The organism is Streptomyces sp. NPDC005302 (genome assembly GCF_040607345.1).
GTDB lineage: Bacteria > Actinomycetota > Actinomycetes > Streptomycetales > Streptomycetaceae > Streptomyces.
The window spans coordinates 279,963-304,610 of sequence record NZ_JBEXGN010000007.1 but is presented as its reverse complement, the minus strand read 5'-3'; the positions used below and the strand labels follow the sequence as shown (position 1 = coordinate 304,610).

Here is a 24,648-nt window from a genome sequence, read left to right as displayed (position 1 = left end):
TCCCCTTCACAAGCTCTCATTTCAGCTTCGGAGCGATCATCGTGACGCCTGAATCCCACTCCCCGACCGACACCCAGGACCCCACACTCGGACCGCCGCCCGGCTGCCCCGCCCACGGCACCGGCCCCGGCGGCCTGCGCCGCCTCTACGGCCCCGAGGCGGAGGACCTGGGTGCCCTGTACGAGAAACTCCGCGCCGAACACGGCGCCGTCGCCCCCGTGCTGCTCCACAACGACGTGCCGATCTGGGTCGTCCTCGGGCACGGCGAGAACCTGCACATGGTCAGTACGCCCTCGCACTTCGCCCGCGACAGCCGGCTGTGGACCGCCGTCCAGGACGGCACCGCGGGCGACGACCACCCGCTGGCCCCCCACATCGCCTGGCAGCCCATCTGCTCCCACGCCGAGGGCGATGAACACCTGCGGCTGCGCGGAGCGGTCACGGGCGCCATGTCGACCATCGACTTCCGCAGCCTGCGCCGCTACATCAACCGCGCCACCCAGCGCCTGGTCAACGAGTTCTGCGAACTCGGTGAGGCCGACCTGGTCGGACAGTTCGCCGAGCACCTGCCGATGTCCGTGCTCTGCGAGATCATCGGGATGCCCGAGGACTACAACGACCGCATGGTGCAGGCCACCCGTGACCTGCTCAAGGGCACCGACACCGCCATCGCCAGCAACGAGTACGTCATGGGCCTGCTGACCCAGCACACCCTGCGGCGCCGCGCCGAGCCCGAGGACGACTTCACCAGCCACCTCATCAACCACCCGGCCGGCCTCACCGACGACGAGGTCGCCCAGCACCTGCGGCTCGTCCTCCTCGCCGCCTACGAGGCCACCGCCAACCTGATCGCCAACGTGCTGCGCATGGTCCTCACCGACCCGCGCTTCCGCGCCCAGCTCAACGGCGGGCAGATGACGGTGCCCGAGGCGGTCGAGCAGTCCCTGTGGAACGAGCCGCCGTTCAGCGCCGTCCTCGGCTACTTCGCGAAGCAGGAGACGGAGCTGGGAGGCCGGCGCATCCGTAAGGGCGACGGACTCCTCTTCGGGATCGCGCCGGGCAACATCGACCCCCGGGTCCGGCCCGACCTGGCCGCCAACATGCAGGGCAACCGCTCCCACCTCGCTTTCGGCGGCGGACCCCACGAGTGCCCCGGCCAGGACATCGGCCGCGCCATCGCCGACGTCGGCGTCGACGCGCTGCTGCTGCGGCTGCCGGACGTCGAACTCGACTGCCCCGAGAGCGACCTGCGCTGGCGGGGGTCCATGTCGTCACGTCACCTCGTGGACCTGCCCGTTCGCTTCCAGCCCAGGCCGCCGCAGGATGTCATGCAGCGGCCCTCGGTCCGCGCGCTGCCCGTCCAGCGGCCCGGCTGGCAGGTCACCGGCGGGACCGCGGCGCCGGCCGCGTCCGCGCCGCACCCGGCGCCCGCGCAGCCGGCCCCGGCATCCGAGCCCGCCCACCGGCTCGGCGCCTGGCAGCGTCTCGTGCGCTGGTGGCGCGGCTACTGATCCCCGGCCGGGCCCGCCGACCAGGCGTCGTACGCGGCCCACGCCTCCAACTCCCGTCCACTGACGAACCGATGGGCCCGTCCGGTGACCGGATCGGTGAACTCCAGCTCTCGCGCCAGCAGTTGCAGCGGGCGCCTGAAGTCACCGGCCGGCACCGGCCCGGTCACCTCCGGGTAGAGCGGATCGCCGAGCAGCGGCACGCCCAACGCCGTCATGTGGACGCGGAGTTGGTGGGTCTGCCCGGTGCTCGGCGTCAGTCGGTAGCGACCGAGTCCGCGCCGGTGCTCCGTCAGCTCCACCCGGGTGACCGCGTTCGGCTCGCCCGCCACCTCGCGGGCGGCCATCACTCCGCGCTCCTTGAGGATGCGGCTGCGCACCGTGCGGGGGAGGACGAGACCGGGATCGCACGGAGCCACGGCCTCGTACTCCTTGGCGATCAGCCGGTCACGGAACAGCGACTGGTATGCGCCCCGTTCCCCGGGCCGGACCGTGAACAGCACCAGACCGGCGGTCAGCCGGTCCAGACGGTGGGCCGCCCCCAGCTCCGGCAGGTCCAGCTCCCGGCGCAGCCGTGCGAGGGCCGTCTCGGCCACATGGCTGCCGCGCGGGGTGGTGGCGAGGAAGTGCGGCTTGTCGGCGACCACGATGTGCTCGTCGCGGTACACCACCTCCAGCGGGAACGGCACCCGCTCCTCGTCCGGCAGCTCCCGGTGGAACCACACGAACATCCCCGGCACATAGGCCGTCGCGGCCGTCAGCGGCCGTCCGTCCTCGCCGACGAACAGCCCCTCGCCGAGCATCGCGTCGACGACCCCGTCCCCGGCCGCGAGCCGGTCCACCAAGTGTTCCCGCACAGTGGCCCAGCTCCCCTCCCACGGCAGCCTGATCCGCACGGGGTCGACCCCGTGGCGCTGCGGGAGGGGAGAGGGCGGGATCCGGGGCTTGCGTCTCACCTGGTCAAGCGTACGAGGCCGGGACCGCGGCGGCCGCCTCCGGAGCCGCCGCCCGCGTCCGGCGGACGCGGTACGCCACGCCCGCGACCAGGGTGATTCCGAGGAAGAGCAGGGTGAACCACCGGAAGTACCAGTGCCCGCCCGCCGGGTCGTACACCGTGGCGCGCGGCCACGCGAGGTTGACGGTCATGAAGAGGCCGTAGACGAGGGCGAGCGCGTTGACCGGAACACCCCAGCGGCCGAGCGAGAAGAGCGGGGCGCCCGTCTCGTCGGTGCCGTCGGCGGTGAACTGCCCCCGCAGCCTGCGCACCAGCAGGGGACCGGTGACCATGGCGTACGCGAGATAGAGCATCACGATGCAGGTGGTGCCGATGGCGAGGAACGCGTCCGGTGAGGCGAAGTTCAGAAGGAGCAGCGCGGCCGCGAGGACGCCGACGACCAGGGCGGGGGCGCTCGGCATGCCGGTGCGCGGGTTGACCTTCGCGAGCCGTCCCGAGAAGGGGAGCTGCCGGTCGCGCGCCATCGAGAAGAGCATGCGGCAGGCTGCGGTCTGGATCGCGAGGGTGGCCACCGCGACGGCCACCACCACGTCGGCGAGCAGCGCGCGGCCCACGCCGTCGCCCAGGCTGCTCGTCAGGACGTAGCTCAGACCGTCGACACCGAGACGGCCGTCGGTGAGGCTCGGGGCGGCGAGCAGCCCGCCGAGCACGATCAGGCCACCGAGCAGACCGGCCGCGCCGAGGGCGGTGAGGATCGTACGGGGCGCGGTGCGGCGGGGGTTGTGCGTCTCCTCGCTCATCTCGCCCGCGCTGTCGAAGCCGATCATCACGTACGCGGCCATGAACGAGCCCACCATCAGCGCCCCGAGCAGACCCGACCCGCCCGCGCCGGTGTGGAAGGTGATGCCGGGGGAGCGCTCGGAGTGGGTGAGCAGCAGCACGACGATCAGGACGGCACCGATGATCTCGGCGGTGACGCCGATCCGGTTGATCACGGACATCACCCGGTTGTCGAGGACGTTGACCAGCGTGGTGAGGACGAGCAGGGCGACACCGAGCACGGCCGCGTTGGCCGCGCCGTCGGGACTGGTCGGGGCGGGATCGTCGCCCACGAGCTGAAAGCCGGACCAGATCGCGGGCAGCACCATCTGCAGCGCGAGCGCGGCGGCGGCGACCACCACCACCTGTCCGATCACCATGATCCAGCCCGCGAACCAGCCGAAGGAGAGGTTCGACAGGCGCGAGGACCACTGGTAGATCGCGCCGGAGATCGGGTAGCGCGCGGCCAGTTCGGCGAAGCAGGCAGCGACCGCGAGCTGGCCGGTCAGGACGGCCGGCCAGGTCCAGAAGAAGACGGGACCGCCGAAGGCGTAGCCGAACGCGAAGAACTGGAAGACGGTCGTGAGGACGGAGATGAAGGAGAAGCCGGCGGCGAACGAGGCGTACCGGCCGAGGCTGCGGTGCAGCTCCTGGCGGTAGCCGAACGCGGTCAGGGAGCGGTCGTCGGGGGACTGCGGCGGGTCGGGGCGTACGTCGGAGGGAGCGGTGGTGGTCACGGCGGCACCTGCCTTCGGCGCGAAGGGCGAAAGGGATTCCTGTCGGGTGACAGAAATTAGGGAGGCCCTGTTTCGCTCGCGTGACGCGGCCGTGTCGGCGGCGGGCCGAAGTCCTCACGGGCCCGCGGAGGGTGTGGAGTCGGGTGCTCCCGCCGCCCCTCCCCGGCGCGGACCGGGACCCGGCGGGACACCAACGCCTGCGTGTGACGGGGGTGTGGTGACCTCACCGGGTGCGCGGTTTTCACGGGGCGCGCCGACGGCACCGGTTCTGCCGGGTGCGCGTGACAACGCGGGGCGCGCCTCACGTGCCCGTGCGGGGACGGGTGCGGCTCGCGGCCGGGATCACGGTATGACGGGGCGTCGACCGGCCGCGGGCGGGCGCCGACCCGCAGCGCTCCGCGGGGTCACGGGCGTCCGCCCGGACCTGTGCGTACGACAGGAGGCGGCCCGCTTCGCGGTCGCCGCCTCCTGGTGCTGCCGGGGTGGTGGTGTCAGGCCGACGTCTCCTGCTCCGCCTCCACCTGCGCGTTCCACTCCCGCTTCGACGCCTGCCAGCCGTCCTCGTTGTGGCCGAGGCGCCAGTAGCCGGAGATGGACAGGTCGTCGCGCGGGATCTCACGTTCGACGCGCAGCAGCTTGCGCAGTTCCTTGACGAAGCCCGCCTCGCCGTGGACGAAGGCGTGCACCCGGCCCGGCGGGAACTCCAGGCCGCGCACGGCCTCCACCAGGGCCCTGCCGACCGGCCGGTCCCCGCGGTGCAGCCAGACGACCTCCGCGTCGGAGTCGATCTTCTGCTCCTCCTCCGGGCCCGAGACCTCGACGAAGGCGCGGACGACGGAGCCGTCGGGCAGTGACTCCAGGGCGGCGGCGATGGCCGGCAGCGCGCTCTCGTCACCCGCGAGCAGATGCCAGTCGGCGTCGGTGTCCGGGGCGTAGGCGCCGCCGGGGCCCATGAAACGGACGACTTCGCCCGGCTGGACCTTCAACGCCCAGGGTCCGGCGAGTCCTTCGTCGCCGTGCACCACGAAGTCCAGGGTCAGCTCGCGCACTTCGGGGTCCCAGGCGCGCACGGTGTACGTGCGCGTCACGGGCCACTGCTCGCGCGGGAACTCCTCGCGGATGCGCTGCAGGTCGAAGGGCTCCGGGTAGGTCACGCCCTCGGCGCCGAACAGCAGCTTCACGTAATGGTCCGTGCTGGTGCCCGTGGCGAAATCGGCGAGGCCCTCGCCGCCCAGCACGACCCGCCGCATGTGCGCGGTCAGCCGCTCGGTGCGGACGACCGTCGCGGAGTGCGGCTTCCTGGGCTTGCGTTCCGGGCGCTCTGCCATGACTGCCTCCTGGTCAACATAGTTAGGCTTACCTAAGTTAGCACTCCTTCCTTGGTGCCACCTATGCGCGGGCGCCACCAGTTATGCCGGAAGGGTTCTGCTATGTCCCCAGTGTGGCGAGGAGTCGGTGCAGGGATCCACCGAGACCCCAGCGCGCCGCGAGTTCGTCCAGCGCGGCGGGGTCGCGCGGGGTGCGCGGCAGGGTCGTGTCCACCTCGGGCAGCGGGACGTCGCCGGCGACCTGGACCACGGTGGGAGCCACGGCGACGTAGGGCCGCGCCTCGGCGAGGCGTTTGCGCTGCGAAGGAGTCAGCTTCGCCTTCGGGTCGTCGACCGCGGCCATGATCGCGGCCAGGTCCCCGAACTCGGCGAGCAGCTTGGCCGCCGTCTTCTCCCCGATCCCGGGCACTCCCGGCAGTCCGTCGCTCGGGTCGCCGCGCAGCGTCGCCAGATCCGCGTACCCCGGGCCGTCCACGCCGTACTTCTCGCGCAGCCAGGCCTCGTCCGTCAGCTGGAGGGTGCCGACGCCCTTGAGGGGATACAGGACGCGCACCCCCCGGGCGTCGTCGACGAGCTGGTAGAGGTCGCGGTCGCCGGTGACGATGTCGACCGGGCCGGTGGCGCGGCCGGTGAAGGTGCCGATCACGTCGTCCGCCTCGTACCCCGCGACCCCGACGCGGGCGATGCCCAGCGCGTCCAGCACGTCCTCGATGACGGGCACCTGCGGGGAGAGGGTGTCCGGCACCTCTTCCTCGTCCGGGCCCGTCTCGGTCTCGACCGCCACCCGGTGCGCCTTGTACGACGGGATCAGGTCGACGCGCCACTGCGGACGCCAGTCCGCGTCCATGCAGGCCACCAGGTCGTCGGGATGGTGGTCCTTGACCAGGCGGTCGATGAACTCCAGCAGCCCGCGCACGGCGTTCACCGGTGTGCCGTCCGGGGCCCGCACGGATTCCGGCACGCCGAAATAGGCGCGGAAGTACAGCGAGGCGGTGTCGAGGAGCATGAGTCGTCGAGTCTGCTGGGTCACGAACCGCATCATGCCGTACGCCACTGACAGTGACCTGGACCACTCCCGTGTTTGCTTTGTGTAAGCGTGGGCAGGCGCCGCCTCTGAGCGAACTCGGTTGTGCATTCAACCGTCACCAGTTGTCGGGAACGTCGTAGGCGTTCGTTCATCCCGTTCCCCTGTCCGACCGAGAGGCACCACGTGTCATCCAGGCTTGAGGCCGACCATCTGTTCAAGGTGTTCGGCAGACGACCAGAAGCGGCCGTGGAGCGGCTCCGTGACGGAGTCGACCGTGAGGAACTGCGCGCGGACGGCACCACCGCCGCCGTGATCGACGCGTCCTTCACCGTCGAGCCGGGCCAGATCTTCGTCGTCATGGGCCTGTCCGGATCCGGTAAGTCCACGCTGCTGCGCATGCTCAACGGACTGCTGGAGCCCACCGCCGGACATGTGCGCTTCGACGGACAGGACCTGACCGGCCTGAGCGCCCGCGACCTGCGCGAGGTCCGCTCCCGCAAGATCAGCATGGTCTTCCAGCACTTCGCGCTGTTCCCGCACCGCAGCGTGCTGGAGAACGCCGCCTACGGCCTGGAGGTCCAGGGCGTCCCCGCGGCCGAACGCAAGGAACGGGCGACCAAGGCCCTCGAACTGGCCGGCCTCGCCGGCTGGGAGAAGTCCTGGCCCGACGAACTGTCCGGAGGCATGCAGCAGCGCGTGGGTCTCGCCCGCGCGCTCGCCACGGACGCCGACCTGCTCCTCATGGACGAGTCGTTCAGCGCCCTCGACCCGCTGATCCGCCGCGACATGCAGGACCAGCTGATCGAACTCCAGAAGAAGCTGAAGAAGACCATCGTCTTCATCACCCACGACCTCAACGAGGCCATGCGCCTCGGCGACCGGATCGCCGTCATGCGCGACGGCCGCATCGTCCAGATAGGCAGCGCCGAGGACATCCTCGTCCGGCCCGCCGACGACTACGTCACCTCCTTCACCCAGGACGTCGACCGCTCGCGTGTGCTCACCGCGGGCGCCGTCATGGACACCGCGATACGCGGCGACGAGGCCGACTGCGCGTGCGAGACCGCCACGCCGGACACCTCCTTCGTGGACCTCTGCGCGATCAGCGCCCGTCTCACCCACCCGGTCGCGGTCGTCGACAAGCAGCACACCCTCGTCGGGGTCGTCCCCCGGCAGCGCCTCGTCGGCTTCCTCGGGGACGAGCAGGGCACGCCCGAGGCGTGTCCCAGCCCGCGGAACGAGGAGGTGAAGGCCGGTGCCTAGGATCCCCTTCGGCGACTGGGTCAACGACGCGGTCGACTGGCTGCTGAACCACATGTCGTGGCTCTTCGACTTCCTCAAGACCGTCTTCTCGGGCACCTACGACGGCATCGACGCCGTCCTCCAAGCGCCCCAGCCGCTCCTCCTCGCCGGCATCTTCGCCGTCATCGCCTTCTGGCTGCGCGGCACCTCGGCCGGTGTCCTCACCTTCGTGGGCTTCGCCTTCATCGACTCCCTCGAACTGTGGGAGGACGCGATGGTGACCCTCTCGCTGGTCCTCGTCGCGACGCTCATCGCGCTCGTCGTCTCAGTGCCCGTCGGCATCTGGGCGGCCCGCTCCGACCGGGTCAGCGGCATCGTCCGGCCGGTCCTCGACTTCATGCAGACGCTGCCCGCGATGATCTACCTCATCCCGGCGATCCTGTTCTTCGGCACCGGCGCCCCCGCGGGCATCGTCGCCACCCTGATCTTCGCGCTGGCCCCCGGTGTCCGCATGACCGAGCTGGGCATCCGGCAGGTCGACAAGGAACTGGTTGAGGCCGCCGACGCGTTCGGCACCACCCCCCGCAACACCCTGCTGCGCATCCAGCTTCCGCTGGCGCTGCCCACCGTCATGGCGGGCGTCAACCAGGTCATCATGCTGGGCCTGTCCATGGCCGCCATCGCGGGCATGGTCGGCACCGGCGGCCTCGGCGGCGACGTCAACGAGGCCATCGGCCAGCTGAACGTCGGTCTCGGCTCCGAAGCCGGCGTCGCCATCGTGATCCTCGCCATCTACCTCGACCGCATGACCAGCGCGCTGGGCACCCAGGTCTCCCCGCTCGGCCGCCGCGCCGCCGCCAAGCTGCGCGCCGCACAGGGCCTGAAGATCTGGTCGTACCGCCCGCGTCCCGTCGTGGCCATGGCGGGTGTCGTCGTCCTCGCCCTGGTCGCGGGCGGCATGGGTGTCTTCGGCGGTGGCGGTTCGACCTCCACCGCGGCCGACGGCGAGAACGTCGGCCAGGGCAAGAAGGTCACCATCGGCTACATCCCCTGGGACGAGGGCGTCGCCTCCACCTTCCTCTGGAAGGAGATCCTGGAGCAGCGCGGCTACCAGGTCGACGTCAAGCAGTTCGACGCCGGCCCGCTCTACACCTCGCTCGCCCAGGGCGACGTCGACTTCGAGACCGACTCCTGGCTGCCGACCACGCACGCGGAGTACTGGAAGAAGTACGGCAAGCAGCTCGACGACCTGGGCTCCTGGTACGGCCCGACGTCCCTGGAGCTGTCGGTGCCCGCCTACATGAAGGGCATCGACTCCCTGGAGGACCTCAAGGGCAAGGCCGGCACCTTCGGCGGCAAGATCACCGGCATCGAGTCCAGCGCCGGAATGATGGGCCTGCTCAAGAGCAAGGTGCTCAAGGCGTACGGGCTCGACAAGGAGTACAAGGTCGTCGACAGCTCCACGCCGGCGATGCTGGCCGAGCTGAAGCGCGACTACGCCGCGAAGAAGCCGATCGTCGCCACGCTCTGGTCGCCGCACTGGGCCTACAGCGACTACAAGCTGAAGAAGCTCAAGGACCCGAAGGGCGCCTGGGGCAAGGGCGACGGCGTGCACACGCTTTCCCGCAAGGGCTTCGCGCAGGACAACCCGGTCGTCGGCAAGTGGCTGAAGAACTTCAAGATGACCGAGAAGCAGCTCACCGATCTCGAGGCCGAGATCAACAAGGTCGGCAAGGGCAAGCAGCAGGACGCCGTGCGTGCCTGGCTGAAGAAGAACCCCGGTGTCGTCGACAAGCTGGCCCCGGTCAAGAGCGCTTCCGCCGCCGCCCCGGCCGAGGCCGAGCGCGCGCTGGACGTCGCCTGGTTCCCCTGGGACGAGGACGTCGCCGTCACCTACCTCTGGAAGAACGTGCTGGCCCGTCGCGGCTACACGCTCAACCTCAAGCAGATGGACGTCGGCCCGGTCTACACCGGCCTGGCCTCCGGCGACCTCGACCTCAACTTCGACGCCTGGCTGCCGTACGCCCAGTCCAACTACTGGGATCAGCACAAGAAGGACCTGAAGGACCTGGGTACCTGGTACAAGCCGACCTCCCTGGAGGTCGCGGTCCCCTCGTACGTGAAGGACGTCAAGTCCCTCGCCGACCTCAAGGGCAAGTCGAAGACCTTCGGCGGGAAGATCATCGGTATCGAGCCGGGTACCGGTGAGATGAACCTCCTGAAGAAGAAGGTCCTTCCGGGCTACGGCCTCGACAAGGAGTACAAGGTCGTCGACGGCTCGACGCCCGCGATGCTCGCCGAGCTGAAGCGCGCGTACGCCAAGAAGGAGCCGGTCGCGGTCGTGCTGTGGTCCCCGCACTGGGCCTACAGCGAGTACAAGCTCACCAAGCTCGCCGACGACAAGAAGCTGTTCGGCGAGGGCAACACGATCCGCACCATCTCCAGCAAGTCGTTCCCGGGCCGGTACCCGAAGCTCACCGAGTGGATCAAGAACTTCAGGATGAGCGAGGCCGAACTCGGCAGCCTGGAGAGCGAGATCAAGCAGCGTGGGCAGGGACACGAGGAGGACGCCGTGTCCGCGTGGCTCAAGGAGCACCCGGACATGGTGCAGCGGATGACTCCGCAGTAGCCGCCGCGCGGTTCACCCCCAAGGGTGGTGGACGGTTCACTCCGAGGGGTGGTCCTCGTCGTACGGGTCCTTTGACCCGTGGGGCGGGGGCCACCCCTCGTCGTGGTCCCGACGCCCGACCGGGCCGCCGCGCGTCCGCACATGCGGGCGACAGGTCTCGCGACGCCGTACTGACGTACGGGAGGGATCCGGACAACCGCGCGGCGACGGACGGCCCCGTGATGTCCGGCGAACTCCCGGCCCACGGCCGCCGGTGACCCTCCGGCGGACCCGGCGCGCCGGCCGCCCGCTCCGACGGACCGCCGCGCACCGGCCCGGTGCGGGAAGGTGCCCGTGGACTCGCCGTTCCCTTCGGGGCGCCCAACGGCAACTTCCCGGCGAGCGGGAGGAGTTCAGGTCCGCGCAACGCCCCTGGGCCGTCGTCGGGGGCGCCCCGGCCGGGTGTCCGGCCCCTTCGCCCTCTGCTCCGGTACGGCGCCCCGAGGGGCGGCGGGGCGCTCGATCTGGCGCGAACTGTAACCCTCACACTCCCTCGATGTGACAGCGATGTGACGGGTGCATGAAACGGTTTGCCGAACATGCGTAGGGTGCAAACAACTCATCAGAAGGAGCGGGCCGGAAACCGGACGGTTCGCGGACCGACGAGACGAGGGAGGGAGCCGGAGCGATGGGCGACCAAAAAGATCAACCGCTTCGCGTGGGCGCGGCCGTGCGGCGAAGGCGCCGGGCGCTGCGACTCACCCTCGCCGTCGTGGCCGAACGCAGCGGCCTGTCGGTTCCCTTTCTCAGCCAGGTGGAGAACGAGCGGGCGCGGCCCAGCAGAAGCTCCCTGGAGAGGGTCGCCGGAGCCCTCGACACCACCGCCGCCGAACTGCTCGCCGCCGCCGACCCGGCGTGCAGCGTCGATGTCGTGCGCGCCGACGCGGGCGCCGAGTTCACTCCCGAAGCCCAGGTGCGCCCCCTGGTGCGCGGTCACCACCAGCTGCACGCCACCGAGTTCACCGGCGACCACGACGAGGGACGCGAACTCCAGCACCGCAACGACAAGTTGATGTACGTGTGCGACGGCGCCGTCGAGGTCGAGGCGGAGGGCCGCGCCCATCGCCTCGGACGCGGCGACACGCTCTACCTGACCGGCGGGGTCCGGCACCGCTGGCGCGCCACCGTGGCGGACACCCGCGTGATCGTCGTGGAGGTCGCCGACCACATCGACGCGGTCGAGGACCGGCACCGCTTCGGCAGGCGCTGAGCGGTGGCACCGGGGACGAGGGGCGATGCCCCGGAGGCGGGGGAGAGGCGGCCGAAGAGCCCGCGCGTCATCTCGCTCGTGCCCTCGCTCACCGAGGCCGTGGCGGTGTCCCTGCCGGGCGTCCTGGTGGCCGCCACCGACTGGTGCACCCACCCCGCGAACCTCGACGTCGAACGGATCGGCGGCACCAAGAACCCCGACGTCGACGCCGTCGTACGGCTGGCGCCCGATCTCGTCGTCGCCAACGAGGAGGAGAACCGGGAGCCCGACCTGGCGGCTCTGCGCCGGGCCGGCATCGAGGTGCTGGTGACCGAGGTGCGGGACGTGCCGGGTGCCCTGCGCGAACTCGACCGGGTGCTCCGGGCCTGCGGTGCGCGCGGTCGTCCCCGGTGGCTGGACGCGGCCGAGGCCGCGTGGGCCGAGCCGCCCGCGCCCGAGCGTCGCCGCAGCGCGGTCGTGCCGGTGTGGCGGCGGCCCTGGATGGTGCTCGGCCGGGACACGTTCGCCGGCGACGTGCTCGCGAGACTCGGCGTCGACAACCTGTACGCCGCCCACGAGGACCGCTACCCGCGCGTCCCGCTCGACGAACTGACGGCCGCGGCCCCCGACCTGGTCGTCCTGCCCGACGAGCCGTACCGCTTCACTCCCGACGACGGACCCGAGTCGTTCCCGGGCACCCCCTGCGCCGTGATCGACGGCCGCCTCCTGACCTGGTACGGGCCCTCGATGGCCGAGGCGCCGGGGAGGCTTGCCAGGGCGCTGCGGGCGGCCGGCCGCTGATCCGGACGGCGAGAGGGTCTTCGCCCTCCGCCGGTGTCCCGAACCCCGTCCGGCCGCCGGACCCTGGTCCCCGACAGGGAGTTCCGGTCCGGCGGCGGGCCCGCTCAGTCCTCGGGCCGCTCGGGCGCCAGCAGCTCCCGGAGCTCGTCCATCGCCTCCCGGAGCCGGTCGGCGAACGTCCGCATCTGCGCGGCGACCGCCGACGGCGTGCTCAGGTAGAGGTTGAACCGGTCGGGCAGCAGCACATAGGCGATACCGATGCACTGGGTGCTGGTCGATCCGAAGCCGAAGTACTGGATGTTGACGGACGGCGCGGAGCTCGTACTCAGGTAGTCGTCCCGCATGGTCGACCAGCCCGGCGTCCGGTACAGCGCGGGCTGCTCGGTCACCCCCAGCTCGGCCCCCCGCCGGCGCTGGATCAGCTCCAGCTCCCACAGGTGCTGCTCGGGCACCTGACCGGCCTGGCACGCCTTCGCGCGCGCGACATGGGCCTCGGTGGCGGCCCGGAACGCGGCACGGCGGGCGTCCGCGTCCGCTGCCGGGTCCTCCATCGCCGCCACGAAGTCCACCATCTCGGGGGTGACGACGCGCATCGCCTCGGTCCGCCCGTGCCGGTACTGCCGGGTGGCGATCGACTCGTAGGTGGCGCCCAGGTGTCCCTTGGCGCGCTGGTGGGCGAGTTGGTAGGCGGCCTGGACGAACGCGTCCGGCGAGACCCCCAGCGCCTTGGCCGCGCCGCTGCCGAAGTCCGGGAACGACAGGGTGCTGGTCGCGGTGTCCGCCCCGTACGCCGCGAACGCGTCGGCGGCGGAGCGTGCCTGGTCCCGCAGCGCGTCGTCCAGTTCGAACACGATCGGCTCCAGGGCCGGCAGACCCTGGGACCGGGCTCCGGACCGCCGGGACTGCTCCTCGGCCGGGGTGTCGAGCAGGGCGTCGGTGAAGGTGAGGATCGTGGTGCCGTCCAACTCGCAGTGCTCGACGTTGATGCCCGCGCGTCCGTCGGCGAAGACGACGAAGGACACGGCCTTGTCGAACCAGCGGTTGCCGCGGTCGCCGTAGAGCAACTGGTCACAGGCGTCCTGGACGTCCGCGGGGGCGAAGTCCTCCAGGGCGACGCAGAACAGCGCGGTCTCGACATCGTCGAGGGCCTCGGCGTTGCGGGGGTGGCAGGCGAGCAGGGACTCCCGGGCGGCGGCCCACTCCGCGCGGGCCATGGTGGTGAGGTGGGCCGCCGAGGTGTCGGCGCCGGCCGGGTCGGCCTTCATCACGGCGCGCAGCCCCGCCTGGAGGTCGTCCAGGCTGTGCGGGACGCCGTCCGGACCCAGCACGTCCAGCCGGAACATGCCGCCCCGGAAGAACACCACGACGTGCCGGGCCTCGGACGGGCCCGGCCACTGCTCGGTGTAGGGGGCGCGGACGGTGTCCTGCTGCGCGCCGGGGATGCGTGTGGTGGAGAACAGGAACTTGTTCTGCACCATCGACTGAGGTGCTCCGCGCTGCACCACCGGGGGGATCAGACCCTGATCGAGCTGCCGCTTGTAGTCGAGGGCCCCGGCGACGAGCCCGGCCGCCCGTTCCACCTGCGCCTGGCCGGAGTCCTGGAAGAGGAAGAAGAAGTTGGCGTTGAGCGCGATCCGGTCCCGGCGGCCCAGGTACCGGTACGGCCAGAAGGTGTCGAGCCAGCTGTGCACGCCCTCGGTGGCGTCGTAGTCCTCCAGCGCGGCCTGCAGCACCCGGCCGGGGCCCGTGGGCCGGAGGAAGGCGGCGACCTCCGCCTCGGTCGCCGTCCGCTCGTCGGCGGTCAGCAGCGGCGAACACCAGGCGAGGAACCGCTCGCAGCTCGCGTCCAGCGTAGGCAGCGGGACGCGCGGGAGGCTGTCCTCCTGGGCGAAGGTCGCGTTGCCCGGGGCATCCTGACTGGTCTTCAACTCTGTTCTCGATTCGGATCGTTGGTACCGGTGTTGTCGTACGGCCGGGAAAGGTGGAGCTGTGCGTACAGCCAGCCTTCCGCTTCCAGGCCACCTGGATCCACCCCCGCGGCCGACATGCTGTCGAGCACGCGCGCCTGCTCCTGCGGGGAGGCGAACCGCCGTTGTCTGAACACCTCGTCGACGCGGACGGTCCGGTAGCCCAGACCCGCCAACGCGCGTTCGACGGGGTCGAACGGGAACATCCGCAGCACGAAGTGCGCCATCCAGGGGCGGCGGGCGCCCTGCGCCCGGACGACCCGGGTGAGCGTCCGCTCGGTGACGTAGCCGACGCAGCCCGTCGAGATCACCAGGTCCGTGCCCGCGAGCTGGGCGCGCTGTCGCGATGTGGGCTCGTGCTCCTCCAGGTCGGCGTGCACCGCGTCGTCGAGGAACCCGGCCTCACGAGCGTAGGACAGCGCGCTGCCGGAGGTGTCCAGGCCGACGAAGCGGATCGGGTCCGGGGGCCGGCGGGACCGGGCCAGCTCCCGGTCCCGGGCCAGCAGAACCTCGCGGCTCTCGCCCGCATGCTCCTCGCCGCCGTAGCGCGCGTACAGCTCGTCCATCGTCGCGTCGTACTTCAGCAGGGCGGCGTTGACTCCGTACGAGCAGCCGATGTCCAGCACCTTCGGCACCGCGACGTGCCGGGACTCCCGGTACTCCGTGATGAGTTTGGCGAAGTAGGGCTTGGCCTGCTGCGGAACGCTGTAGTCGAGCGGGCGCAGCAGCCTGAAATAGGTACGCGGATCGGGCTGGTCGTAGATGTGGTCGAGTGAGACTTTTCCGGTCACGTCGAAACGCACAGGGCTTACTCCTCCGTGGGATCGCGCAGGGGACATCGGCCTACGGCGGCTGCTCGGCCCGCCGCACGGCCCGAACGGCGGGCCCTAGTCCAGGAGCCCGTCACCGCGGACCGCCCGGCCCTCCGCCGCCAGGTGCTCGGGCAGCACCCGGCCGAAGAGCTGCCGCGTCCGTTCCACGCTCCCGATGACGCCGGGGCGCTCGCTGTAGGCGAAGATCGCGGAGTGGCGCGCGACCTCGCCGCGCACCGGGCTCACACGGTGCAGCGAGTAGCGCCCCTTGAACAGCTGAAGGTCACCCGGTCGCAGGGGGAGGCGCCGGGTCAGCCGCTCGCCCCGGCCGTCCACCACGTCCCGGACGTCGTCGAAACGCTCGTCCCGCGCGGTCCGGATGTTCGGGCAGTACTCGAAGACGCCGCCGTCCTGCGCCTGCTGGGTGAGCATGCTGACGGTGAACTCGTTGGTGTCGAAGTGCCAGGGGTGCTCCATGCCCGGCGCGACGACGTTGAGAACGAGCCCGGAGAGCGGGTCCGCCAGCTCGTGCAGCTCCGGCAGTTCGAAGCAGCGGGCGATGAAGTGCCGGAACACCGTGTCGGAGTAGAGCCGGCTGATGAGGGAGTCCGCGGGGATGCGGTCCCGCGCGACGAACGCGTTGCCCCGCTCGAAGGTCTTCCGGCCCGGATGGTCCTCGGGCAGCGACGAGTCCACCGCGATGTTGTAGACGTTCACCGTCTCGACGTCGTGGTGCGCCCGGGGGGCGATGGCCGAGCACTCCTGCCGCAGCACATCGCGCAGCGCCGGGCGGACGAAGTCCGGCAGCACCGTGCAGCCGAGCGTCGCGAGATCGCGCCGGGCACGGGAAACCACGGCCTGTCCCGGGGCACTCGCGAGTTCCGACAGGGGATAGCGATCGGTGTCGACCACCCGGTCGAGTGTCAGGGCTTCCAAAGAGCGCATGCGATCCTCTCCATCTGCGCGCCGCCGCTCGCGTCGGTTTCCTCGACGGCCCGCGGTCCCGCGTCCTGCGCACCCGCGGGCGAGCGAAGCGATCCGCGCGGTCGGCCGGACCTCACGCGCGCCGTTGGGCAACTCGACCGGCACGAAGGGGACTTGAAGTTCCCACAGTGACGCCGTGTTGTCTGTGACACGTCACACTGCCCAGGTGTGTGCTCCAGCATGCCTGCGCGGGTTTCGGCACGGGCCCGAACGTCGAGGGGGAGCGGCGGAGTGTGCGCGGGAGACGTCCGCCCGGCGCGCGAGAAGCGCCTGTGGCTCCTTACGCTCGTAGGGACAGGTTTCCCTCGGACCGCGTGCGACGCGGTCCCGGAGGTGACGGCCATGCGTGCCTCACTGATCCAGCTGTCCGTGGACTCGTCGGAATCCGCCGAGGAGCGCCGGCGCCGGGCGGCTTCGCTGGTCCGCGGCCGGACGGGAGACGACCTGGTGGTCCTGCCCGAGCTCTGGGCGGCTGGGGCGTGGTCGTACGACCGCTGGGAGCACGAGGCCGAGAGCCTGGACGGCCCGACCGCCGAGGCGATGTCGGCCGCGGCCCGGCGGGCCGGGGTGTGGCTCCACGCCGGATCGATCGTCGAGCGGGACAAGGACGGGACGCTGTACAACACCGCCCTTCTCCTGGACCGGAACGGCGACCTGTGCGGCCACTATCGCAAGATCCACCGGTACGGCTTCGACACCGGTGAGGCGACCTTGATGGGGGCCGGCGAGGACATCGTCACCGTGCGCACCGACGTCGGTGTCGTCGGCCTCGCCATCTGCTACGACCTGCGCTTCCCCGAACTCTTCCGGGGCCTGCTCGACGCGGGCGCGGAACTCGTCGTGGTGCCCGCCGCCTGGCCCGCGGCCCGTCTCGGCCACTGGCGGCTCCTCACGCGCACCCGGGCTCTCGAGGATCAGGTCTTTTTGCTGGCCTGCTGCGCGACCGGTGAGCACGGCGGCATGCGGCAGGGCGGACACAGCGTCGTCGCCGACCCCTGGGGGACCGTCCTGGGTGAGGCCGGCACGGCGGAGGAGGTGCTGACCGTGGACGCCGACCTGGCGGAGGTCGCCCGGATCCGCTCCGAGCTTCCCGTCCTGCTCGACCGGGTGCTGCCCCTGCGCGCCGGCGGCGGAGCGGGCGAATCGGGCGGATGAGGAACCCGGCGAGGCCGACCCGACGGGGCGCCGCAGGCCGGCGGTGCGACCCGAGAGACCCCGTTCACCGCGGCGCCGCGAGCAGCCGGCCGCTGATCAGGCCCCGGGCGGTGCCGACGGCGGCCGCCGACCAGGCGGCCACCAGCAGGACGTAGAGCGTGACGGCGAGGACGTCGAAGGCGGCCAGGCCGGTGTGCCGGGCCAGGCTCTCCGCACCGGTCGCGCAGGTGCCCACGGGGAACGTGAACGCCCACCACGTCATCGCGAAGCCCATGCCCCGGCGGCGGGCCCGGACGACCAGGGCGACGGCCAGCGCCAGCCACAGCAGCGCGAACCCCATGACGGGGACGCCGTAGAGGACGGCGAAGAAGGCGAAGCCCCGGTCGTACGGAGCGGACAGCGCGCCCGGAGCCACGTCGGCGAACTTGCCCGCCGCGGTCGTCGACTGGCCCAGCGGGCCGAGCACCAGGAACAGCGTCGGGGTCATCGCGAGGGGCAGCGGACCCGAGGTGACGAGCCGGGCGAACACCATCGGCAGCATCACGAGAACGGCCAGCAGGCTGAGCCCGAACAGCGCGACACAGCCGAGGAGCAGCGTCTCCCGGGGCTGCCCGGCCGGCAGATGCGGCACCAGCAGCGGGCCGAGGGCGGCCGACACCATGGGGGCGACGAGCGGCAGCAGCCACACCGGGGACGCCTGTCCGGGCTCGATGCGGTGGTGGACGACCATGAGGTACGGGACGGCCACCGCGGCGGCGAGCCCGAGCGCGGTACCGGCGGTGAACAGCACGGCGTCCACGGCGACCGCCGCCCCTGTTCCGATCCAGTCTGCGCCGACCACCAGGGTCCCGCCGCCGACGGCGAGCAGCGCCATCGCGAGACACCCGTAGAACGGGGCCGTCGCCGGGTCGAGGAGATGCGCGCGGGCCTGGTCGGGGTGGTGCCTCCAGTGCACGGCACGCGCGGCGAGCAGTGCCACCAGCATCGTGAGCGACAGCGCCCACACCACGGCGCAGGCCGTGCGCAGACCCGGCGGCTGGACCGGCAGTCCCGCGCCCGCCGTCGCCACGATCGCCGTCCCCATCACCGACGCGTACCAGTTCGGGCCGAGATGACGGACCGCGGCGACGGCCCGGTCCCGAGTGGCGCGGGGCGACCGTGCGGCGCGGACGGCGCCCGCCGGGTCGGAGGAGAAGGGCTGGGCTGCGGTGACCATGACCCCACGGTCGCGCGTGCCCGCGCCCCCCACCAGGGAGCTTGCGCCTATGAGGACATAAGCTGGGTTTATGAGTAGCAGTGCTGAGGAACGGGCCGGACTCGGTATCGCGCACCGGGTGCCCGATCTGGGCGCGCTGGAACTGCTGCTCGCGGTGGCGCGGCTCGGGAGCCTCGGGCGCGCCGCACGCGAGCTGGGGATCACCCAGCCGGCCGCCAGCAGCCGGATCCGCTCGATGGAACGCCAGCTCGGCGTGGCGCTCGTGGACCGTTCACCGCGCGGCTCCCGGCTCACCCACGAGGGAGCCCTCGTCACCGACTGGGCGCGCCGGGTGGTCGACGCGGCCGAGGCGTTCGACGCGGGGGCGCAGGCGCTGCGGGACCGGCGGGACTCGCGGCTGCGGGTGGCCGCGAGCATGACGATCGCCGAGTACCTGCTGCCCGGCTGGCTGATCGCCCTGCGCACGCAGCGGCCCGACACGGCGGTGTCGTTGCGCGCGGGGAACTCGGCCTCCGTCGCCGAACGGCTCCTCGCCGGGGAGGCGGACCTCGGATTCGTCGAGGGGCTCGCCGTACCGACCGGGCTCGACGCCACCGTCATCGCGCGGGACCGGCTGATCGTGGTCACGGCACCCGGGCATCCCTGGGCGCGCCGCCGCGCGCCGCTCGCCGCCGCCGAGCTGGCGGACACGCCGCTCATCCTCCGGGAGGAGGGGTCGGGGACGCGGCAGGTGCTCGACGCCGCGCTCGGGGGGCTCGCGCGTCCGCTGATCGAGCTGTCCTCCACCACCGCGGTGAAGGCGGCCGCCGTGAGTGGCGCGGGGCCGGCCGTGCTCAGCGAACTCGCCCTCGGGGAGGAGTTGTCCGGGCGGCGGCTGGTGAGTATCCCGCTCGCGGACGTCCGGCTGGCGCGTGACCTCCGCGCCGTCTGGCCCACCGGCCACCGGCCCACGGGCCCGGCCCGAGACCTGCTGTCCCTGACGCGGGGCGCGTAGGGGGCCAAGAACGGCGTGGCGGGCACCCGTTCAGCCCGCGGCCTCGATCAGCCCCCGCACCACCCGCAGGTCCTCGCCCATCTCCGGATGCCACTGGACCCCCAGGGCCCAGCCGGGGCGGGGGAGTTCGACCGCCTCCACGGTGCCGTCCGCGGCGTACGCGGAGACCACCAGGCCCTCCCCGAGGCGGTCCACCGCCTGATGGTGGTGGGTCGGGACCTCGCAGGGTTCCGGTACGAGAGCGCTGTACAACGTCCCCGCCACGGGTGTCACCTCGTGGTCACCGAAGACGCCGGGTTCCTTGACGTGCCCGTCGAGGTGCTGGACGAGCGTGCCGCCGAGGGCCACGTTCAGGAGCTGCTGGCCCCGGCAGATGCCCAGAAGAGGTGTGCCGGACTCCAACGCGGCCCGGATCAGGGCGAGTTCCCAGGCGTCCCGCTCATGGGCGGGCGGGCCCGTGCGCGGGGAGCGCTCGGCGCCGTACCGAGCGGGGTCGATGTCGGCGCCGCCCGCCACGACCACCCCGTCGAGCCGGGCGACCGTCTCGGCGGCCCGCGCCGGATCGTCCGGCGGCAGCATCGCGGCGAGTCCGCCCGCCCGCTGCACGAGCCGCGGATAGGCGGCCGGAAGCAGTGCCGCCTCCAGGTGCCACACGCCCCAGCGGGCCCCGGTCTCCAGATACGTACTCACACCGATCAGCGGCCTGCCCACGCGGTTCTCCCTCGGATCCGGGTCGCCACGACGCCCGTGGAAGTCGACGGACGTCGACGGAGTTCAATGGAACGGTCTCATACCTTTTGCCGGGAGGGGAGAGGGACGCGTGGACCTCGCGGCCCGCCCGCTCACGCCAGGAAGCCGCGCAGCAGCGCCGCCGTCCCCGCGCAGTGTTCGCGCGTCATCTCCCGCGCCCCGTCCGCGTCCCCGTCGAGGACCGCCTCGACGAGGGCCGTGTGCTGGCGCTGGGAGTGCTCCAGATTGCGGACCAGGAGCGGGATGCAGTCCAGCAGGTCGTTCACGGAGGCGCGGACGGCCGCGTAGCGGGCGGTGAGGGAGGGCGAGCCGCTCAGCTCCGCGAGCGTGAGGTGCAGCAGGGTGTCCGCCCGCCGGTAGTCGGCGAGCGGCGCGTCGGCGGTACGGGCGAGCGCGACGCGCAACCGGTCCGCCTGCTCGGCGCCGAGGCCGTGCGCCGCGCACAGTCCGGCCGCTCCCACCTCCAGGACCTCGCGGAAGCGCAGGACGTCCTCGATGTCGACCGAGGCGACCCGGCGGCGCAGCTCGTGCTCGTCCGGCGCCTCCGCCCGCGCCAGCACGAACGTGCCGCCGTACCGCCCGCGCCGCGACTCCACCAGGCCCTGGTCCTGCAGCACCTTCAGGACCTCGCGCAGGGTGACCCGGCTGATCCCGAGCCGCTCCGCCAGCTCCCGCTCGGCGGGCAGCCGTTCACCGCCCGGCACCAGACCCAGCCGGACGATCTGGAGGATCTGCTCCAGCGCCTCCTCGAAACCGTTGCCCGCCCGCACCGGCCGTAGCACCGGCGTCAGCCGGTCCTCCGGCCCACGGCCGGCTTCCGCCCCTGTCATCCGGTCGCGCCCCCTTCCCAAGCAATGGTTCTCGGCAATACCTTATGGCTCTCGGCTGACCCAAGGAGGCTTTTCCGGTGGCAGACCGCACACCCCCGCTCGCCGTCGAAGAACTGCGCGCTCTCGTGGCGGCCGGTGAGATCGACACCGTCGTCCTGGCCTTCCCCGACATGCAGGGCCGGCTCCAGGGCAAGCGCTTCGCCGCACCCTTCTTCCTCGACGAGGTCCTGGAACACGGCACCGAGGGCTGCAACTACCTCCTCGCCGTCGACACCGACATGAACACGGTCGACGGCTACGCCATGTCGTCCTGGGACCGGGGCTACGGCGACTTCGCCATGCACCCCGACCTCGGCACCCTGCGCCGCGTCCCGTGGAACGAGGGCACGGCCCTGCTCATCGCCGACCTCGCCTGGAACGACGGCTCCCCGGTGGTCGCCGCACCCCGGCAGATCCTGCGCCGCCAGCTCGACCGCCTCGCCGAACTCGGCTACACCGCCCAGGTCGGCACCGAGCTGGAGTTCATCGTCTTCAAGGACACCTACGAACACGCCTGGGACACCGGCTACCGCGGACTCACCCCGGCCAACCAGTACAACATCGACTACTCCGTCCTCGGCACCGGCCGTATCGAACCCCTGCTGCGCCGCATCCGCAACGAGATGCAGGCCGCCGGCCTCACCGTCGAGTCCGCCAAGGGCGAGTGCAACCCCGGCCAGCACGAGATCGCCTTCAAGTACGACGAGGCCCTCGTCACCTGCGACCAGCACGCCGTCTACAAGACGGGCGCCAAGGAGATCGCCAGCCAGGAAGGCGTCTCGCTCACCTTCATGGCGAAGTACAACGAGCGCGAGGGCAACTCCTGCCACATCCACCTCTCCCTCGCCGACGCGGACGGCACGAACGTGATGGCCGGCTCCGCCAGGGACCCCGGCGGCATGTCGGAGGTCATGCGCCACTTCCTCGCCGGACAACTGGCCGCGCTGCGCGACTTCTCGCTCCTGTACGCGCCCAACATCAACTCGTACAAGCGCTTCCAGCCCGGCTCCTTCGCGCCCACCGCCGTCGCCTGGGGGTACGACAACCGCACCTGCTCCCTGCGCGTGGTCGGCCACGGCCGGTCGATGCGCTTCGAGAACCGGCTGCCCGGCGGAGACGTCAACCCGCACCTGGCCGTCGCCGGACTCGTCGCGGCCGGCCTGTACGGGGTCGAACAGAAGCTGGAGCTGCCCGAGGCGTGCGCGGGCAACGCGTACACCTCCGCGTACGACCACGTCCCCACCACCCTGCGCGAGGCCGCCGAACTCTGGGAGAACAGCCCCATCGCCCGGGCCGCCTTCGGCGACGAGGTGGTCGCGCACTACCGCAACATGGCGCGCGTCGAACTGGAAGCCTTCGACGCCGCGGTGACCGACTGGGAGCTGCGCCGCTCCTTCGAACGCATGTGAGGACCCCCGTGCCGTACCCGTACACCTCACCCCCGTACGACCACGAGCTCCAGGTGCTGAACCCCGCCACCGAGGAGGTCCTCGCCACCGTCCCGGCCGCCTCCGTCCAGGACGTCGCCGACGCCGTCGCGCGGGCCACGACGGCACAGGCCCGCTGGGCCGCCCTCGCGCCGGGCGACCGTGCCCGGCTGCTGCGCCGCTTCGCGGCCGTCGTCGACGCGCATGTCGAGGAACTGGCCCTGCTGGAGGTCCGCGAGGCCGGCCACACCCTCGGCAACGCCCGCTGGGAGGCGGGCAACGTCCGCGACCTGCTCGACTACGCGGCCGGCGGGGTGGAGCGGCTGACCGGACGTCAGATCCCGGTCGCCGGCGGTCTCGACATCACCCTGCTCGAACCGCTCGGCGTCGTCGCGGTCATCGCGCCCTGGAACTTCCCGATGCCGATCGCCGCGTGGGGCACCGCACCCGCGCTCGCCGCCGGCAACGCCGTCATCCTGAAGCCCGCCGAGACCACTCCGCTCACCGCGCTGCGGCTCGCCGAACTCGCCCTGGAGGCAGGCCTGCCCGAGCACCTCTTCCAGGTGCTGCCGGGCGCCGGCCCCGTCGCGGGCGACGCGCTCGTCGAACACCCCGGCATCGCGAAGATCGTCTTCACCGGATCGGCGGCCGTGGGCAGGCAGGTGCTCGCGAAGGGGGCCGCCCTCCTCAAGCGCGTCACCCTCGAACTCGGCGGCAAGAGCCCCAACATCGTCTTCGCGGACGCCGACATCGAGGCCGCCGCGGCAGCCGCCCCCATGTCCTTCCTCGACAACTCCGGCCAGGACTGCTGCGCCCGCACCCGCATCCTCGTCCAGCGCTCCGTCCACGACCGCTTCCTCGAACTCCTCGCCCCCGCCGTCGAGTCCGTCGTCGTCGGCGACCCCGGCGACGAGCGGACCCAGATGGGCCCGCTGATCTCCAGGGTCCAGCTGGAGCGCGTACGGTCCTACGTCGACGCCGACGCGCCCGGCATCCGCGGCAAGGCCCCCGGCGGGCCGGGTTTCTGGTTCGCGCCCACCGTTCTCACCGGAGTCGAGGCCCACGCGCGCGTGGCCGTCGAGGAGGTCTTCGGGCCCGTCGCCGTGGTGCTGCCGTTCGAGGACGAGGCCGACGCCGTGCGGCTCGCGAACGCCACCGACTACGGCCTGTCCGGCTCCATCTGGACCCGTGACGTCGGCCGCGCGCTGCGCGTCTCCCAGGCCGTCCGCGCGGGCAACCTGTCCGTCAACTCCCACTCCAGCGTCCGCTATTCGACCCCCTTCGGCGGCTTCAAGCAGTCGGGGATCGGCCGCGAGCTCGGCCCGGACGCCCTCACCGCCTTCACCGAGACCAAGAACGTCTTCATCAGCACGGAGGGCCCCGCACTGTGACCGAAGCGACCGAAGCGAACATCTGCCGCCGGCTGGTCGGCCGTACCGCAGTCATCACCGGCGCCGGCAGCGGCATCGGCCTCGCCACCGCCCGCCGTCTCTCCTCCGAGGGCGCCCGGGTGGTCTGCGGCGACATCGACGAGCGCAGCGGCAAGGCGGTGGCCGAGCAGGTCGGCGGGACCTTCGTCCAGGTCGACGTCACCGACCCCGAACAGGTCGAGGCGCTCTTCAGGACCGCGTACGACACCTATGGATCCGTCGACATCGCCTTCAACAACGCGGGCATCTCGCCGCCCGACGACGACTCCATCCTGGACACCGGCCTGGAGGCGTGGAAGCGCGTCCAGGACGTCAACCTCACCTCCGTCTACCTGTGCTGCAAGGCCGCCATCCCCTACATGCGCCGCCAGGGTCGGGGCTCCATCATCAACACCGCGTCCTTCGTGGCCCGGATGGGCGCGGCGACCTCGCAGATCTCGTACACGGCTTCCAAGGGCGGCGTCCTCGCCATGTCCCGCGAACTGGGCGTCCAGTTCGCCCGGGAGGGCATCCGGGTCAACGCGCTGTGCCCCGGCCCGGTCAACACCCCGCTCCTCCAGGAGCTGTTCGCCAAGGACCCCGAGCGTGCCGCGCGCCGTCTGGTGCACATCCCGGTCGGACGATTCGCCGAGGCGGACGAGATCGCGGCGGCCGTCGCCTTCCTCGCCAGCGACGACTCCTCCTTCGTGAACGCCACCGACTTCCTGGTGGACGGCGGCATCTCGGGCGCGTACGTCACGCCTCTGTAGGCCTTCGCCGGGTACGGTCCA

General features: G+C 71.8%; 20 protein-coding genes. 10 read left to right on the top strand and 10 right to left on the bottom strand.

Annotated features, from left to right (window positions below; genetic code table 11):
* The first annotated feature begins 41 nt into the window (after positions 1-41).
* On the top strand, positions 42-1,511 hold the full coding sequence (locus ABZT74_RS13830) for a cytochrome P450 (protein ID WP_356434805.1): 1,470 nt from the start codon (positions 42-44) through the stop codon (positions 1,509-1,511).
* Here the strand turns inward: ABZT74_RS13830 and ABZT74_RS13825 are convergent.
* The 4 genes from ABZT74_RS13825 to ABZT74_RS13810 form a co-directional block, all read right to left on the bottom strand.
* Entirely contained in the window at positions 1,505-2,464 is a 960-nt protein-coding gene (locus tag ABZT74_RS13825; RefSeq protein ID WP_356434802.1) for an RluA family pseudouridine synthase, read from the bottom strand. The two genes, ABZT74_RS13830 and ABZT74_RS13825, sit on opposite strands and share 7 nt — an antisense overlap.
* A gap of 4 nt (positions 2,465-2,468) precedes the next feature.
* A complete protein-coding gene (locus ABZT74_RS13820; RefSeq protein ID WP_356434799.1) occupies positions 2,469-4,019 on the bottom strand; it encodes an amino acid permease in 1,551 nt (516 codons plus the stop codon).
* 491 nt (positions 4,020-4,510) lie between these two features.
* Positions 4,511-5,347: a siderophore-interacting protein gene (locus tag ABZT74_RS13815; RefSeq protein WP_355865755.1), complete on the bottom strand. Its 837-nt coding sequence runs from the start codon at positions 5,345-5,347 to the stop codon at positions 4,511-4,513.
* A gap of 100 nt (positions 5,348-5,447) precedes the next feature.
* Entirely contained in the window at positions 5,448-6,386 is a 939-nt protein-coding gene (locus tag ABZT74_RS13810; RefSeq protein ID WP_356176017.1) for a 5'-3' exonuclease, read from the bottom strand.
* 171 nt (positions 6,387-6,557) lie between these two features.
* On the opposite strand from ABZT74_RS13810, the gene ABZT74_RS13805 reads away from it, so the two are divergent.
* The 4 genes from ABZT74_RS13805 (at position 6,558) to ABZT74_RS13790 (ending at position 12,274) form a co-directional block, all read left to right on the top strand.
* A complete protein-coding gene (locus ABZT74_RS13805) occupies positions 6,558-7,637 on the top strand; it encodes a glycine betaine/L-proline ABC transporter ATP-binding protein (protein ID WP_356434796.1) in 1,080 nt (359 codons plus the stop codon).
* Positions 7,630-10,245, top strand: coding sequence for an ABC transporter permease/substrate binding protein (locus ABZT74_RS13800; protein WP_356434793.1), 2,616 nt, complete (start codon positions 7,630-7,632; stop codon positions 10,243-10,245). Before ABZT74_RS13805 ends, ABZT74_RS13800 begins: the two co-directional genes overlap by 8 nt.
* Positions 10,246-10,912: 667 nt before the next feature.
* The gene (locus tag ABZT74_RS13795; RefSeq protein WP_356175933.1) at positions 10,913-11,494 is read left to right on the top strand and encodes a helix-turn-helix domain-containing protein; all 582 of its coding nucleotides are present in this window, start codon (positions 10,913-10,915) and stop codon (positions 11,492-11,494) included.
* A gap of 78 nt (positions 11,495-11,572) precedes the next feature.
* The gene (locus ABZT74_RS13790; RefSeq protein WP_356434790.1) at positions 11,573-12,274 is read left to right on the top strand and encodes a helical backbone metal receptor; all 702 of its coding nucleotides are present in this window, start codon (positions 11,573-11,575) and stop codon (positions 12,272-12,274) included.
* A 104-nt stretch (positions 12,275-12,378) separates the two neighbouring features.
* Here the strand turns inward: ABZT74_RS13790 and ABZT74_RS13785 are convergent, their stop codons facing one another.
* From ABZT74_RS13785 to ABZT74_RS13775, 3 genes are all read right to left on the bottom strand, one after another.
* Positions 12,379-14,202 carry a choline/carnitine O-acyltransferase gene (locus ABZT74_RS13785; protein ID WP_356175938.1) on the bottom strand — a complete coding sequence of 608 codons (1,824 nt, stop codon included), beginning with the start codon at positions 14,200-14,202 and terminating at the stop codon, positions 12,379-12,381.
* Positions 14,199-15,044, bottom strand: a complete 846-nt coding sequence (locus tag ABZT74_RS13780) for a class I SAM-dependent methyltransferase (RefSeq protein WP_356175941.1) — start codon at positions 15,042-15,044, stop codon at positions 14,199-14,201. The genes ABZT74_RS13785 and ABZT74_RS13780 overlap by 4 nt, the downstream gene beginning before the upstream one ends.
* 84 nt (positions 15,045-15,128) lie before the next feature.
* Positions 15,129-15,998 (bottom strand): arpA protein, encoded by an 870-nt coding sequence (locus ABZT74_RS13775; RefSeq protein ID WP_356434787.1) that lies wholly within the window; start codon positions 15,996-15,998, stop codon positions 15,129-15,131.
* Positions 15,999-16,379: 381 nt separating this feature from the next.
* Here ABZT74_RS13775 and ABZT74_RS13770 point away from each other — a divergent pair, with 381 nt between their 5' ends.
* Positions 16,380-17,192: a carbon-nitrogen family hydrolase gene (locus ABZT74_RS13770; RefSeq protein ID WP_356434784.1), complete on the top strand. Its 813-nt coding sequence runs from the start codon at positions 16,380-16,382 to the stop codon at positions 17,190-17,192.
* Positions 17,193-17,256: 64 nt separating this feature from the next.
* Here ABZT74_RS13770 and ABZT74_RS13765 read toward each other — a convergent pair whose 3' ends face one another.
* Complete coding sequence (locus ABZT74_RS13765; RefSeq protein WP_356434780.1) at positions 17,257-18,408, bottom strand: TDT family transporter; 1,152 nt, start codon at positions 18,406-18,408, stop codon at positions 17,257-17,259.
* 70 nt (positions 18,409-18,478) lie between these two features.
* On the opposite strand from ABZT74_RS13765, the gene ABZT74_RS13760 reads away from it, so the two are divergent.
* Positions 18,479-19,402, top strand: a complete 924-nt coding sequence (locus tag ABZT74_RS13760) for a LysR family transcriptional regulator (protein ID WP_355865784.1) — start codon at positions 18,479-18,481, stop codon at positions 19,400-19,402.
* 30 nt (positions 19,403-19,432) lie between these two features.
* Here ABZT74_RS13760 and ABZT74_RS13755 read toward each other — a convergent pair whose 3' ends face one another.
* Together ABZT74_RS13755 and ABZT74_RS13750 are read right to left on the bottom strand one after the other, a co-directional pair.
* Positions 19,433-20,113, bottom strand: a complete 681-nt coding sequence (locus tag ABZT74_RS13755) for a gamma-glutamyl-gamma-aminobutyrate hydrolase family protein (RefSeq protein ID WP_356434777.1) — start codon at positions 20,111-20,113, stop codon at positions 19,433-19,435.
* A gap of 131 nt (positions 20,114-20,244) precedes the next feature.
* Complete coding sequence (locus ABZT74_RS13750; protein WP_356434774.1) at positions 20,245-20,982, bottom strand: FCD domain-containing protein; 738 nt, start codon at positions 20,980-20,982, stop codon at positions 20,245-20,247.
* A gap of 77 nt (positions 20,983-21,059) precedes the next feature.
* Between ABZT74_RS13750 and ABZT74_RS13745 the strand changes: the two genes are divergently transcribed.
* From ABZT74_RS13745 to ABZT74_RS13735, 3 genes are read left to right on the top strand one after another with little or no spacing between them, the layout of a single operon-like run.
* The gene (locus tag ABZT74_RS13745) at positions 21,060-22,430 is read left to right on the top strand and encodes a glutamine synthetase family protein (RefSeq protein WP_355865793.1); all 1,371 of its coding nucleotides are present in this window, start codon (positions 21,060-21,062) and stop codon (positions 22,428-22,430) included.
* 8 nt (positions 22,431-22,438) lie between these two features.
* Complete coding sequence (locus ABZT74_RS13740) at positions 22,439-23,839, top strand: aldehyde dehydrogenase family protein (RefSeq protein ID WP_356434771.1); 1,401 nt, start codon at positions 22,439-22,441, stop codon at positions 23,837-23,839.
* Entirely contained in the window at positions 23,836-24,627 is a 792-nt protein-coding gene (locus ABZT74_RS13735) for a 3-oxoacyl-ACP reductase (RefSeq protein WP_355865798.1), read from the top strand. Before ABZT74_RS13740 ends, ABZT74_RS13735 begins: the two co-directional genes overlap by 4 nt.
* The last annotated feature ends 21 nt before the right edge of the window (positions 24,628-24,648 follow it).